The organism is Croceibacterium selenioxidans (assembly GCF_018599195.1).
Classification (GTDB): Bacteria; Pseudomonadota; Alphaproteobacteria; order Sphingomonadales; family Sphingomonadaceae; genus Croceibacterium_A; species Croceibacterium_A selenioxidans.
In genome coordinates, this window is sequence record NZ_JAHFVK010000002.1 from 845,241 (window position 1) to 857,710 (window position 12,470).

Annotated in this window: 14 protein-coding genes; 2 read left to right on the forward strand and 12 right to left on the reverse strand. The window is 65.0% G+C overall.

What is annotated here, in order from left to right:
• Positions 1-84 precede the first annotated feature (84 nt).
• From KK137_RS12855 to KK137_RS12895, 9 genes are all read right to left on the reverse strand, one after another.
• Positions 85-612, reverse strand: a complete 528-nt coding sequence (locus KK137_RS12855; RefSeq protein ID WP_214536903.1) for a demethoxyubiquinone hydroxylase family protein — start codon at positions 610-612, stop codon at positions 85-87.
• A complete protein-coding gene (locus tag KK137_RS12860; RefSeq protein WP_214536905.1) occupies positions 609-1,079 on the reverse strand; it encodes a disulfide bond formation protein B in 471 nt (156 codons plus the stop codon). Before KK137_RS12860 ends, KK137_RS12855 begins: the two co-directional genes overlap by 4 nt.
• 19 nt (positions 1,080-1,098) lie before the next feature.
• Positions 1,099-2,448 carry a S41 family peptidase gene (locus KK137_RS12865; RefSeq protein ID WP_214536907.1) on the reverse strand — a complete coding sequence of 450 codons (1,350 nt, stop codon included), beginning with the start codon at positions 2,446-2,448 and terminating at the stop codon, positions 1,099-1,101.
• Between the two features lie 80 nt (positions 2,449-2,528).
• A complete protein-coding gene (locus tag KK137_RS12870; RefSeq protein ID WP_338028073.1) occupies positions 2,529-3,758 on the reverse strand; it encodes a murein hydrolase activator EnvC family protein in 1,230 nt (409 codons plus the stop codon).
• A 9-nt stretch (positions 3,759-3,767) separates the two neighbouring features.
• Positions 3,768-4,190, reverse strand: coding sequence for a 23S rRNA (pseudouridine(1915)-N(3))-methyltransferase RlmH (locus tag KK137_RS12875; protein ID WP_214536909.1), 423 nt, complete (start codon positions 4,188-4,190; stop codon positions 3,768-3,770).
• A 54-nt stretch (positions 4,191-4,244) separates the two neighbouring features.
• The gene (rsfS, locus tag KK137_RS12880) at positions 4,245-4,616 is read right to left on the reverse strand and encodes a ribosome silencing factor (RefSeq protein WP_214537516.1); all 372 of its coding nucleotides are present in this window, start codon (positions 4,614-4,616) and stop codon (positions 4,245-4,247) included.
• Between the two features lie 134 nt (positions 4,617-4,750).
• Entirely contained in the window at positions 4,751-5,404 is a 654-nt protein-coding gene (locus KK137_RS12885; RefSeq protein ID WP_338028074.1) for a nicotinate-nucleotide adenylyltransferase, read from the reverse strand.
• Positions 5,401-6,453, reverse strand: a complete 1,053-nt coding sequence (locus tag KK137_RS12890; RefSeq protein ID WP_214536910.1) for an aldo/keto reductase — start codon at positions 6,451-6,453, stop codon at positions 5,401-5,403. Before KK137_RS12890 ends, KK137_RS12885 begins: the two co-directional genes overlap by 4 nt.
• A 47-nt stretch (positions 6,454-6,500) precedes the next feature.
• Positions 6,501-7,775, reverse strand: coding sequence for a glutamate-5-semialdehyde dehydrogenase (locus KK137_RS12895; protein WP_214536911.1), 1,275 nt, complete (start codon positions 7,773-7,775; stop codon positions 6,501-6,503).
• Positions 7,776-8,021: 246 nt separating this feature from the next.
• Between KK137_RS12895 and KK137_RS12900 the strand changes: the two genes are divergently transcribed.
• Together KK137_RS12900 and KK137_RS12905 are read left to right on the forward strand one after the other, a co-directional pair.
• Positions 8,022-9,179: a M23 family metallopeptidase gene (locus KK137_RS12900; RefSeq protein WP_420829326.1), complete on the forward strand. Its 1,158-nt coding sequence runs from the start codon at positions 8,022-8,024 to the stop codon at positions 9,177-9,179.
• Positions 9,172-9,561 carry a bactofilin family protein gene (locus KK137_RS12905; RefSeq protein ID WP_338028076.1) on the forward strand — a complete coding sequence of 130 codons (390 nt, stop codon included), beginning with the start codon at positions 9,172-9,174 and terminating at the stop codon, positions 9,559-9,561. The genes KK137_RS12900 and KK137_RS12905 overlap by 8 nt, the downstream gene beginning before the upstream one ends.
• A gap of 79 nt (positions 9,562-9,640) precedes the next feature.
• On the opposite strand, the gene KK137_RS12910 is transcribed toward KK137_RS12905, so the two are convergent.
• From KK137_RS12910 to KK137_RS12920, 3 genes are all read right to left on the reverse strand, one after another.
• Positions 9,641-10,348, reverse strand: a complete 708-nt coding sequence (locus KK137_RS12910) for a DUF1013 domain-containing protein (RefSeq protein WP_338028077.1) — start codon at positions 10,346-10,348, stop codon at positions 9,641-9,643.
• Between the two features lie 103 nt (positions 10,349-10,451).
• Positions 10,452-11,489 (reverse strand): glycosyltransferase family 4 protein, encoded by a 1,038-nt coding sequence (locus KK137_RS12915; RefSeq protein WP_214536913.1) that lies wholly within the window; start codon positions 11,487-11,489, stop codon positions 10,452-10,454.
• Entirely contained in the window at positions 11,489-12,394 is a 906-nt protein-coding gene (locus tag KK137_RS12920; protein WP_214537520.1) for a UDP-2,3-diacylglucosamine diphosphatase, read from the reverse strand. Before KK137_RS12920 ends, KK137_RS12915 begins: the two co-directional genes overlap by 1 nt.
• Between the last annotated feature and the right edge of the window lie 76 nt (positions 12,395-12,470).

Below are 12,470 nucleotides of genomic sequence, written 5' to 3' on the forward strand. Positions count from 1 at the left end.
CAGCGAGGGGAGCCCCGCAATCCGCATAGGCGCTTTGGCCCGTGAACCCATAGTGAAGCGCCGCAGCCGCGCCCACGGTTCCCCTTAAATCTTCTCCGACAAGCGGATCGCCGCCCGGCATCCGAATCTGATCGCGGCGGAAAGCAACGGATAGGCCGGGGCCCGTTCCGCGCCAGCGGCAATCGCGGCGTCGTGGTGGGCCCGCTCGTCTTCCCTGAACCGCTCGATCATATCGGCAAGCTCAGGATCATCCTCCGCCGTTCCCCTGTCTTGCGCAAGCTTTTCCAGCTGGCGCGAATAGTGACGATCGATTTCCGTTTCGACGGCCGCAGTACAGGCCATGGCCGCTTCCGGGCCGATCAGCGCGGTCGCCGCGCCCAAAGCATATCCGGCGACGGACCATATCGGCTGTAGCGCCGTGGGGCGAACGCCCCGCTTCGCCATGAGGGCATCGAACTCTGCCTTGTGGCCTGCCTCCTGCTCCGCCATCGCGCGAATCTCGCCCGAATGCGGCGCACGATCGCCCATGACCGCCAGCTGGCCGGCATAGATCCGCGTCGCGCCGTATTCACCGGCCTGGTCCACACGGATCATTTGCGCGCGATCGGTCATGCTCGGCGACCCTTAACCAGAAGAACGAATATCGCTATCGCTGAAACTACTGAAATCAGCGCGTTGAAACCCGCCAAGGAGATACCACCCAGGGTCCATGCCGGTACGTCGCACCGGACCAGCGGCGCATTCATGATCGCGTCGAGCGGATCGCCCCCGCCCGCTCCCAGAGGGCCCGAGCACGTCGTCAGACCTTGCCACCAGCCATATTCCACACCCGCATGAAAACCGCCGATCAGGCCGGACACGAACACGGCCAGGCCCGCCAGGCCGATCCACAGCGTTCGTGGAGGGATCAACGTCGAAAGGAGCGCCAGCCCCACGGCCGCAAAGTGGGGATAGCGCTGCCACCAGCACATCTCGCACGGATAGAGGCCAAAGCCGTATTGCGAGAGATAGGCGCCCGCGAGCAGCAGCGCGGGCACTCCGAGCGCGAGGCGCTGCGCGAGCTTTTGCGAAGGGTTCATCAGCGCGGCGTAGCTGAACTCACTTGCTCCGTGCAATCACCGAACCGCCGGTGCGGCGCAGGGTTCTGAGTGCGTAATCGAGCTGGAAGTCATCGATGCCCTGCTTTTCGAGCTGTTCCGCAGTCAGCTTGAAGCGCGGATCGTCGATCCGGTCGGCCTCGAGCTGATCGTCCTCGAGCGCTACTTCGTTGACCAGGTGGCCGCGCAAGTCGCTTTCGCGCATCAGGTACTGAGAGCGCTTGGCGGCATCGGGATCACTGAGCTGCGGGACGCGGATGTCGGGTTCGATTCCGCCTTCCTGCACCGAACGGCCCGACGGCGTGTAGTAACGCGCCGTAGTGAGCTTCAGCGCCGAATCGCGCGTCAGCGGTAGGAGCGTTTGAACGCTGCCCTTGCCGAAACTGCGTTCGCCCATGACGAGAGCGCGATGCTGGTCTTGCAGTGCCCCGGCGACGATCTCGCTAGCGGAGGCCGAACCGGCATCGATCAGCACGATGATCGGCAGGCCTGCCGCGGCATCGCCGCGATAGACGCTCTCCGCTTCGTAATAGACCGAATCGCGGCGGTTGCGTCCGCGCTGGGACACGATCTGCCCTTCGGAAAGGAACAGGTCGCTGAGCGCTACTGCTTCGTCGAGCGAGCCCCCCGGGTTCTTGCGCAAGTCGAGGACCAGGCCCGTCAGCTTGCCACCGGCGTCGCGACGCAGCGAGGCAATCGCATCGTTCACGTCGACCCCCACGTCGCGGCTGAATTCGTTGACACTGATCACGCCGATGCCGCCGGGCTTGAGTTCGAACGTAACCGGCTCCAGTTCGACCACGCCCCGTGTAACGCTGACATCGAACGGCTCTTCGCGGCCCGGACGGAAGATCGACAGGCGCACCGCGGTGCCCGCCGGTCCGCGCATCTGCTTGACCGCTTCGTCAAGCTCGAGCCCGTAGATCAGCTTGCCTTCGATATGGGTGATGTAATCGCCGGCCTTGATCCCCGCCTTATCGGCCGGGCTACCCTTGAAAGGCGACACCACCTTCACGGCACCGTCGTCCATCTGTACCGAGATGCCGAGCCCTTCATAATTGCCATCGATCATCGTTTCGAGCCGCTCCAGCGCGGCCCCGTCGAGATAGGCCGAGTGCGGATCGAGCGCGGCAAGCATCCCGTCGATGGCGCCGCGGATCAGGACCTCATCGTCAACCGGTTCGACGTAGCTCGACTTGATCCGCTGGTAGGTGGCGAAGAGCTTGGCGAATTCGGGAGAAGACCGGCTCTCGACCTGGGCGAACACCGCGGTCGTCGTGGGAAGCAGCGCAACGGCCGTCACCAGCGCGGCAGCGCGCACGGAGCCGGCGAACTTCGGGGCAAGCTTCATGAATCGAATTCCTTGAATGGCTGCTCCAGTTTATCGCGCCACCCCGCTTAACGCCAGATGAGGCAGGCAAACGCCGGATATCAGCCGACAAAGCGCAATGGATTGACCGGTTCGCCTTCGTGGCGGAGCTCAAGCGTCACTTTTGGACCGCCCTGCGCCGCCACTCCGAGCGGGGTTCCGGACACGACCGATTCTCCCACTTCGGCATTAGTCCGGGCCAGACCGGTGACGAGGCTGGTCCACCCGCCGGGGTGCTCGACGATCACGATGCGGCCGTATCCGCGAAAGGGCCCTGCGAAGACGATCCTACCCGCGGCGGGCGCCACCACTTGCGCTCCAGCCCGGGGAACGAACGTCACGCCTTTACTGACACTGCCGCCCTGCGGGGCGCCGAAGCCCACGATGGTGCGCCCGGTCACTGGCAGCATGTAGGGAGCTGGCGGAGCCGTGGCCGAGGCGTCGGGCAGCGCTTCTTGCGGCAGGGAAGTGAGGCCAGGCTCGCCCGGCCGGGCCGGGCGCATCAGCGGCCCGGGGAGCGCGGCAAGGCGCGCCCTCAAGCTGCCGGCACGGTCCAGCTCGCCGATGAGGGTGTCGAGGTCCCGCGCTTCCTCTGCCAACGCGAGCGCGCGTTCGGCCTCGCGGTCCGCGCTACTGCTGGTGGTCCGCAAAGCGAGGCGTTGAGTAGTCTCGAGTTCGGCCAATTCGCGTTGGCGCGCCGACAGGCGGCCTTCTTCCGACCGCAGGACGGCCAGGGCTTCCTCCGCTTCCTGGCGCAACTGCGCCATTCGGCCAAGGCTGGTGCGCAAGCCCGCCGTGCGCCTTTCGATTTCGGGCGTGGCGCTATCGAGCATGGCCCGCAAGTAGACGGTCTCCGTGACCGATCCGGGCCGCAGAACAGAGAGCGCCAGCGGGCGGCGGGCGAATTGCTGGAGCGCGGCGATGAGATGCGCCATCGGCTGCTGCTGGCGACCCAACTCTTCGCGCAAACGGGTTCGCTCGGTGTTCGCCAGTTCGAGACGAGCCTCCGCCGCGGAAATTCCCGCTTCGGCCTCCTGAATCCGGGCGGCGAGAGCGGCTGCCTGGCGCGCCGTCTTGTCGGCGGCATCTCGCATGGCCGCCGCCTCGCGTTCGAGCCGTTCGCTACGCGCTTGGGCGTTGCGCCGCTCGGCCAGTGCCTGCCGCAGCGCGCTGCGCGTCTCGCCGATACTGACCCGTTCCTGGTCTGCGGCCGAATTTTCCGTCTGGCCATGCAAGGCCACGGCGCTCGACGCGAGCAGCAGGCTGAGGACAAGGGTGAGGCTTTTGTTCACGCGTCAGGCCTATCCTGACCGATGATAGGGATGGCCGGCAAGGATGCTAGTCGCCCGGAACAACTGCTCCATGACCATCGCACGAACCAGCAGGTGCGGCCAGGTCGCACGCCCGAAAGCCACGAGGCGATCCGCCGCATCGCGCTCCGCACGGCCGTGGCCGTCGGCCGGCCCAATGATAAAGCGGGTCTCGCGAATGCCATTGTCGCGCCAGCCGCTGAGCAATTCGGCCAGCTCTTCGGATGAAATCTGCGAACCGCGTTCGTCCAACAGGATCGTGCGATAAGGCGTAGGCGGTTCGGGCACCCGCCCGCCGTTCTCCGGCAGCTCGGTGATCTTGAGCGGCCAGGCGATCCGCTTCACATAACGCTCGACCAACTCCGCCTCGGGCGTGCGGGCGATCTTGCCGCGAGCAATGACGTGGAGCTGCATGAGCCGGTCTTAGCGACCCACGCTCTCCAATGAAATCCTAAGGCCGTTTACGACTCAGGCTCGGCCGGCAGCCGTCGCGCCTTCGTCGCCGAAGCCCCACATCCGTTCGAGGCTGTAGAAGCTGCGTACTTCGGGCCGGAACAAGTGGACGACGACGTCGCCGGCATCGATCAGCACCCAGTCCGCCGCGGGCAGCCCTTCGATGCGTGCCGTGCCGTGGCCCTCCTTCTTCAGCCGCTCGGCGAGCTTCATGGCCATCGCCGCTACCTGGCGCGTGGAGCGCCCGGATGCGATCACCATGTAGTCGGCGATGCTCGACTTACCCTCGAGAGGGATCGAAACGACGTCTTGAGCCTGGTCTTCATCGAGCTGGTGAAGAACCAGCGCGTGAACGGTTCCGTCGATGGGTTGAGTGGTGCTGGGCATATCAGTCAGATGAACGATGGTCGAAAAGCCGGTTGGTTCCGGCCGGGCTTGCGCCCCTGTGCCTTCGAGGGTCATCGCAGCAGATCATGCTCCTGGTTTCGGGATCGGACGATAAGGCATGAGCGCGCAGCGCGTCATGCGCCACCTGCCCTTGCGACATCGTGAATTGGGGAATGCGTCACCCCGTCCCTGGCCGATAGTCCGATATAACGGCTGGCCCAGTCAGGATCCGATCGGCGCACCTGCGTGGCGGACCGTGGATCAGGGTCGAAACGCAATTCAATCAGCGCGGGAGCGCTCCATCCACCCCGGTTTCGAAATCCAGCCGCGGACAACCGGTAGCGCCGCAGCCAGGCCATCGCGGGGCTCGCGAGGGCAGCTGCATCATAGCCGGGGCGAGCTATTACCGCAATCGGCATCTCGTGCGCTATTCGGCGCCAGTTCTTCCACAGGTGGAACTGGGCGAGATTATCCGCTCCCATCAGCCAGACGAACCGGCGACGGGGGTAGCGGCGCTTGAGGGCACGAAGGGTGTCGACGGTGAAGCGTGTGCCGAGCTCGCGCTCGATGGCGGTGACGCGGATCGGGGCGCGCCGAGCCACGGCCTTCGCGGATTGTACCCGGATAGCCAGCGGCGCCATTCCAGCCTTGGGCTTGAGTGGGTTGCCAGGCGACACGAGCCACCACACTTCGTCGAGACCGAGCGCGTCGAGGGCGAACAGGCTAACCGCCCGATGACCGCCGTGGGCCGGATTGAAGCTGCCGCCGAGGAGCCCGGTCAGCTTCACTTCGGCAGGCGGCGTTCGGAGATTCTGCCGCTGACGTAGGCTCCCTGCGTCTGAAGCATCCAGCCGGGGTACTCCCGAGGCAGGGCGCTCAGGCCATCCAATTCGGCAAGTTCGGCCTGCTCCAACTCAACGTCGCAAGCCGCGATATTGTCGGACAGCTGGTCCGCACGCTTGGCCCCGACGATGACGGTCGACACGACGGGCTGATAGAGCAACCAGGCGAGCGCAATCTGCGCGACGGACACGCCGCGCTTGTCGCCCATCCTGCGCATGGCTTCGACAAGCGTGGCCGCACGATCGAGATCGACCGGGGGGAAATCGAAGTTTGCCCTGCGCCCCTCTCCGCTGGTTCCCTCGGGCGTGAAATCATACTTTCCGCTCAAGAGCCCTCCGGCGAGCGGCGACCAGACCATGAGCCCCAGCCCCTCGCTCAGGAGCATGGGGGCGAGTTCGCGTTCGAGGTCCCGTCCCGCCACGGTGTAGTAGGCCTGTAGCGACACGAACTTCGCGAAACCGCGCCGTTCGGAGATTCCCAGGGCCTTGACGATCTGCCACGCCGCCCAGTTCGAAACCCCGACGTATCGGGCCCGCCCCGACCGAACGATGTCGTTGAGGGCCTCGAGCGCTTCCTCGATCGGCGTGACGGGATCCCAGCCGTGAATCTGGTAGAGATCGACGTGGTCGAGCTGCAGGCGCTTCAGGCTGGCATCGATCTGGTCGAGCATGTGCTTGCGACCGGTTCCGGCATCGTTCCTGCCTTCGCCCATCGTGCCCATGGCCTTGGTCGCGACCACGATCTCGGAACGCTTCAGACCCAGGGCCTTGAGCGCGCCTCCGACGAACTCTTCCGACTGGCCGGTCGTGTAGACGTTGGCCGTGTCGATGAAGTTGATGCCGCCGTCGATCGCCTGGCGGACCAAGGCGGTCGACGCATCCTGATCTAGGCCATGGACATGACCGAACCGGCCCGGATTGGTTCCGAAAGTCATAGCACCGAGGCAAAGCTCGGAAACGATCAGGCCCGTGTTGCCGAACTGGTTGTAGCGCATGAGGTCTCTCCTGTTCGCCGCTGTCTAGGCGGACAACACAGGGGGCTTCAAGCGCGCGCTTCGCCGTGGCCGCGGACTTGCCACTTGTAGGTGGTCAGTCCTTCGAGCGCGACCGGGCCGCGCGCGTGGAGCCGCCCCGTGGCGATGCCAATTTCAGCGCCTAGCCCGAACTCCCCGCCATCGGCGAACTGAGTCGAGGCGTTGACCATCACGATCGCACTGTCGACTTCAGCGAGGAAACGTTCCGCGACATCGGCATCAGAGGTGAGGATGGCATCGGTGTGCCCCGACGAGTGCCGTTCGATATGGTCGAGGGCCGCGTCGAGTCCGTCGACCACCGCCACGGACAGCACGGCGTCAAGATATTCGGTATCCCAGTCATTGGCGCTGGCCCGTCCTATGCGCGGATCGATCGCCTGGGCCCGCGCGTCGCCGCGAAGTTCGCAACCGGCATCCAACAGCGCGCCCACGACCTGGCCGCTGGCGGGAAAGTTCGCGTCGAGCAGCAGCGTCTCCATCGCTCCGCAGATCCCCGTGCGGCGCATCTTCGCGTTGAGCGCGAGCGTGGTCGCCATCGCCGGATCGGCAGAGGAATGAACGTAGGTGTGGCAGATGCCATCGAGGTGTGCGAGCACCGGCACGCGCGCGTCGTTCTGCACGCGCTCTACCAACCCCTTGCCGCCACGGGGCACGATCATGTCGATCAGCCCCGCCGCGCGCAGCATGGCGCCCACGGCCTCGCGGTCCTGTGTGGGAAGGAGCTGGACGGCTTCGGCAGGCACACCGGCCGCCGCAAGTCCCTCGGCCAACGCCGCATGGATCGCCCGGTTGGAATTGACCGCTTCGCTCCCGCCACGCAGCAGCACGGCGTTGCCGCTGCGCAGGCACAACGCGGCCGCATCGGCGGTGACGTTGGGACGGCTTTCGTAGATGATTCCGATCAGCCCGATAGGGATGCGGACACGGCTCAATTCCATGCCGGCAGGGGCCGTGTTGCGATCGATGACCTGGCCGACGGGGTCAGGCAGCGAAGCGACTGCCTCCACCGCCGAAGCAATTGATTCCAGACGCTTTTCATCGAGCCGCAAGCGATCGAGCATCGCAGGCGTGAGACCGTTGGTTTCCCCTGCCGCGATGTCGCGGGCATTGGCTTCGAGAATCCGCGGCATATGCGCTCTTAGCGCCGCTGCGGCAGAGCGCAGCGCCGCTTCCTTCGCCGGCCCGTCGAGCCGCGCCAGATGGCGCTGCGCCGCGCGTCCGGCTTTCGCCAGAGCAGCAATGGTTTCGTCGTGATTTGCGGCGGTCTGTAGCTGGGTCGACATGGTGCGCCTGTAGCACCGTTGCGCCCTGCTGTCAGTCCAGGGAAATGCCGATTCGATTCAAGTCAATCCGTTACACTTCTGAGGTGCTGTGGATGCTTTTTGTTATATGCCACAACTCGTCGTGAATCAGGATCGACTCGGCCCAAAGCCCAAGATTCCGATTCGACTCTATTAACGCCAAGGGTCTAGCCAGCCCGCCAAGACTTGTACGGGAAAGTCGGGGTCCGAATTTTGACAAACGCAACCGTGAGCGGTCTGCTTGACCGCGTGCGGGGTTGGTTTCCGGAGCGTGAGTTTTTCATGCGCTCGCAGGGCCAGGTCCGTTTCATCACGATTACTTCACGTATGCAGATGGTTGCTGCAGGTCTCGCTGTCGCCGTTGTCGGCGGCTGGGGCCTTTCAGTAGGCGTCATGGCGATCAGTCAGTATCAGGCTGTGTCGGAGCGGCTCTCGCTGCTCGAGCGTGAAGCGCACGTCGCGACGGCGGAGAGCCGGGTGAAGGCCTATCGTGACGACGTGAACGAAGTGGCGACAGACGTCGGGCGGCGCATGGACTTCATTGAGAAGGTCCTGCCGATGCTCCCGGACGATGTCGTCGCCGAGGAAACGGTTAGCGACAGCAGCGGCGAAGCCGCGAAAACCGTCGAGAAGGTCAGCGCGCTGATGCCCGAAGCTGCGGCGATCGCCCGCATCGAGCAGCGCCAGTTGGCCCTCGTCGAGCGCCTGACCCGCTATGCCGACCGCCGCGCCGCCCGCGCTGAAGCGGCCATTCGTGAACTCGGCCTCGATCCTCGCGCCATGCTCCGCGCCTCGCGCACCGCACAGGGCGGTCCGCTGCAGAAGCTTTCGACCGAAAGCGACGGCTCACTCGATCCTCGCTTCCAGCGCCTCGGCCTCAGCCTTGCGCGGATGGATGCGCTCGAGCAGGGTCTCACCGGCATTCCCCAGGTCATGCCGGCCGACATGAACATGATCTCCTCGGGCTTCGGCTATCGCAGCGACCCCTTCACGGGCGGTGCCGCCCTGCACGCCGGGCTCGACTTCCGCGGCCAGATCGGCGCTCCGATTCACGCGGCGGCCAAGGGCCGGGTTTCCTTCGTCGGAATCAAGTCCGGTTACGGAAAAGTAATCGAAGTCAGTCACGGCAACGGCCTGATGACCCGTTACGCCCACATGTCGGCCTGGCGCGCCCGCGTCGGCCAGGAAGTCGAAGCCGGCGATGTCATCGGCGCGATCGGCAGCACCGGTCGTTCAACCGGACCGCACTTGCACTTCGAGGTCCGCATCAATGGCCGCGCGGTCAATCCGCGTCCTTTCCTGGAGACCGCCCCACATGTTCTCGAAGAAGCCCGAACCGACACTCCCGAGCGCAGCACCGCGAAAAACGGCGCGGCCCGTGGCTAATGGCGGTTCGACTTTCTCCGTGATCGGTGCTGACGTAACCATCCGGGGGGATATCGAAGCCTCGGCGGACCTCCATGTCGACGGAACGATTGAGGGCGATCTCTCCTGCACCTCGCTGGTCCAGGGTGAATCGAGCTGCGTGGAAGGCGCGATCAACGCGGAGTCAGCGCGTCTTTCGGGCACCGTGAAAGGCACGATCACCGTGCGCGATCTCGTGATCCTGCGAAGTGCGCGGATCGATGGTGACGTGCATTACGAGACCCTGACGATTGAGCAGGGCGCCAACGTCAACGGCCGGTTCGCGCCTGACGCGCTCAAGGCCGCCAAGGCTTCGCTCGACAGGGTTGAAGACGGCGAACAACGCCTGACACTCGCGGGTTGAACCCGATCAACAATTCATAGCAAAAAGGGCCGGCCCCGCGGGGGACCGGCCCTTTTTGTTTGGGTTCAATCGCGAGCGATCAATCGTCAGCGTTGGCTTCCGCAGCTCGCTTGGCCAGCAGCCACGCCTCGGCTTCGGCTTCCTGCGCCGCTTCGACAGCCGCCTTGGCCGACGCGTCGCGTTCGGCGCGCAGCTCCGAGATCAGTTCGGCGCGTTCGTCGCGGCTTTCCGCGACCGCAATCTCCGCCTCGTCGCCCATCACAACCCCGCGCTTGGCGGCCTTGGCGACCGCAGCGTCAAGTTCACGCTGCGAACACAGGCCGAGCGTCACGGGGTCCTTTGCCTGGATGTTGGCGATGTTCCAGTGGCTCCGCTCGCGGATCGCGTTGATCGTGTTGCGCGTCGTACCGATCAGCTTGCCGATCTGCGCGTCCGAGATCTCCGGGTGATTGCGGATGATCCAGGCGATGCCGTCGGGCTTGTCCTGCCGCTTGGACACCGGCGTATAGCGCGGCCCCTTGGTGCGGCTGACGTCGACCGGTGCGCGCTGCATCTTGAGCTTGTAGTTCGGATCGGCCTGGCCCTTCTCGATCTCGTCGTGATTGAGCTCGCCCGAATGGACCGGATCGCGACCGGTGTACTTCGAACTGGCAAGATCGTCCGCCATCGCCTGGACTTCGAGGATATGCAGCCCGCAGAACTCTGCGATCTGTTCGAAGCTCAGCGCGGTGTTGTCGACCAGCCAGGAAGCGGTCGCGTGCGGCATCAGGGGAGTGGGCTGGGCCACGGTTTCTCTCCGGTAGAAAAAGAAGGGCCGCCCCTCACGGAGCGGCCGACACCGGGACGATGTAGGGAATTTACCCGCGAACGGCAAGCAAACTCGCCGCAAGTCAGGCGGCACGCAGCTCGTACAGCGCAGGTTGCGGACTTTCGGGCGTCAGACCGGCGAGGAACTGGTCGGTGCTCGCCTCCCACGTGAAGCTGCGGCCGTGCGTCCGGCAATGCTCGCGATTCCGCTGCAGGGCACCGGCAATCGCCTGTTCAAGCGATTCGGCCATGCATCCGCTCGCTGCCGTCAGCACGTCGAGCGGACCGGGAACGGGATAGGCGGCGACCGGGGTTCCGGAGGCCAGCGCTTCGATCATCACCAGGCCAAAGGTGTCCGTGCGACTCGGAAAGACGAACACGTCGGCTCCCGCATAACAGGCCGCCAGAGCGCGACCGCTCTGGCGGCCGACAAAGATCGTGTCGGGAAACTGGACCTGCAACCTCGCGAGGGCGGGACCGTCGCCGACCACGACTTTCGAGCCGGGATGGCGGGTAGAGAGGAAGGCCTCGACGTTCTTTTCAACCGCGACCCTGCCGACATAGAGCTGGACCGGCCGCGGCAACTGCAGGAACAAGTCGGGCGGGGCCACGTCCTGACCGAATTGCTCGAGATCGACCCCGCGACCCCAGGGGCGCAGCCGGGTCAGGCCGTGGGCTGCGAGCTGCTCGCGCAAGGTCGCCGTTGCGGCCATTATCCCGCTGGACGGCGCATGAAAGTGCCGGATGTAGGGCCAGAACATCGCCGCCGGCAGGTGGGAGCGGCGAGCGAGGTATTCGGGAAACTGGGTATGATAGGCGGTCGTGAACTGCCGCCCTTGCGCCAAACACCAACGCCGGGCTGCCCAGCCGAGCGGACCTTCGGTGGAGATGTGGATCGCCTCCGGACAAAAGGCAGCGAGGCGCTCACCCACCGCCTGCGATCCAGCAAGCGCGAGGCGTATTTCAGGATAAGTGGGGCAGGGCACCGAGCGAAACTGACACGGCGCGATCACCTCCACCTCGTGCCCCCGCCGAGAAAGCTCGACCGTAAGGGCGTGCAAGGTGCGCACGACGCCGTTGACCTGCGGGTCCCAGGCATCGGTTACGATGGCGATGCGCATCAGGCCGCTCGCGCCATGGCCTCGCCGGAAACCGCGAGCGCGGCCAGCGCCTCGCGACGGGCAATTTCCTCCGGCCAGTGGAGGATTTCCATCCGACCGTCAAAATGCTCGACCAGCGCGGTGCAGCCTTCGACCCAGTCGCCATCGTTGTAGTACTCGACGCCATCGAGTTCGCGCATCTCCGCGGTGTGGATGTGCCCGCAGACCACCCCATCAACCTTGCGGGCAGCGGCGGCCCGGGCGACCACTTCTTCGTAACGATAGATGAACTCGACCGCGTTCTTGACCTTGTGTTTGGCCATCTTGCTGAGCGACCAGTACGGCATTCCGAATTTCCTCCGGACCAGGTTGACCCAATGACTGAGGCCCATCAGCAGTTCGTAGAGGGCGTCACCCACGACAGCGAGCCAGCGGTGCGCCAGCATCACACCATCGAATTCGTCGCCGTGCAGCACCAGCAGGCGCCGGCCATCGGCGGTCTCGTGCACAGCGGCGCGGCGGATCTCGACCCCGCCGAAGTTGAGACCGGAAAACTGGCGGAACATCTCGTCGTGATTGCCCGGGATGTAGACAATCCGTGTTCCGCGCCGTGCGCGCTTGAGAATGCGCCAGACGATGTCGTTGTGCGAGGCTGGCCAGTAGAACTTCTTCTTGAGCCGCCAGCCGTCGACGATATCGCCGACCAGGTACATCGTCTCGCTGTCGGTTGAATCGAGGAAGTCGATCAGCAGGTCGGCATTGCAGCCTTTGGTCCCGAGGTGGACATCGCTGATCCAGATCGTGCGATAGCGTCGCCGGCCCTCGGCCGAACGCTCGGGCACGACCGGTTCGTGGCTGTCGAAATGCGGAAAGGCGGTGAGGACTCCGCTATTTCCGACCGCCCCTTGGAAGTAGCTCGCCAACATCGGCCACAGACCCTTGATAGCCTCCAATGGCTACGAGTCTATGGATGAGGAATATGACGCCAGAATCGCAGTTCCG

Coding starts and splice junctions, on each gene's coding strand:
- KK137_RS12915 (WP_214536913.1), bottom strand. CDS start 11,489: ATGCGCATCGCCATCGTAACCGATGCCTGGGACCCGCAGGTCAACGGC.
- KK137_RS12860 (WP_214536905.1), bottom strand. CDS start 1,079: ATGAACCCTTCGCAAAAGCTCGCGCAGCGCCTCGCGCTCGGAGTGCCC.
- rsfS (WP_214537516.1), bottom strand. CDS start 4,616: ATGCCCAGCACCACTCAACCCATCGACGGAACCGTTCACGCGCTGGTT.
- KK137_RS12865 (WP_214536907.1), bottom strand. CDS start 2,448: ATGAAGCTTGCCCCGAAGTTCGCCGGCTCCGTGCGCGCTGCCGCGCTG.
- KK137_RS12890 (WP_214536910.1), bottom strand. CDS start 6,453: ATGCGCTACAACCAGTTCGGCAACACGGGCCTGATCGTTTCCGAGCTT.
- KK137_RS12920 (WP_214537520.1), bottom strand. CDS start 12,394: ATGTTGGCGAGCTACTTCCAAGGGGCGGTCGGAAATAGCGGAGTCCTC.
- KK137_RS12895 (WP_214536911.1), bottom strand. CDS start 7,775: ATGTCGACCCAGCTACAGACCGCCGCAAATCACGACGAAACCATTGCT.
- KK137_RS12855 (WP_214536903.1), bottom strand. CDS start 612: ATGACCGATCGCGCGCAAATGATCCGTGTGGACCAGGCCGGTGAATAC.
- KK137_RS12875 (WP_214536909.1), bottom strand. CDS start 4,190: ATGCAGCTCCACGTCATTGCTCGCGGCAAGATCGCCCGCACGCCCGAG.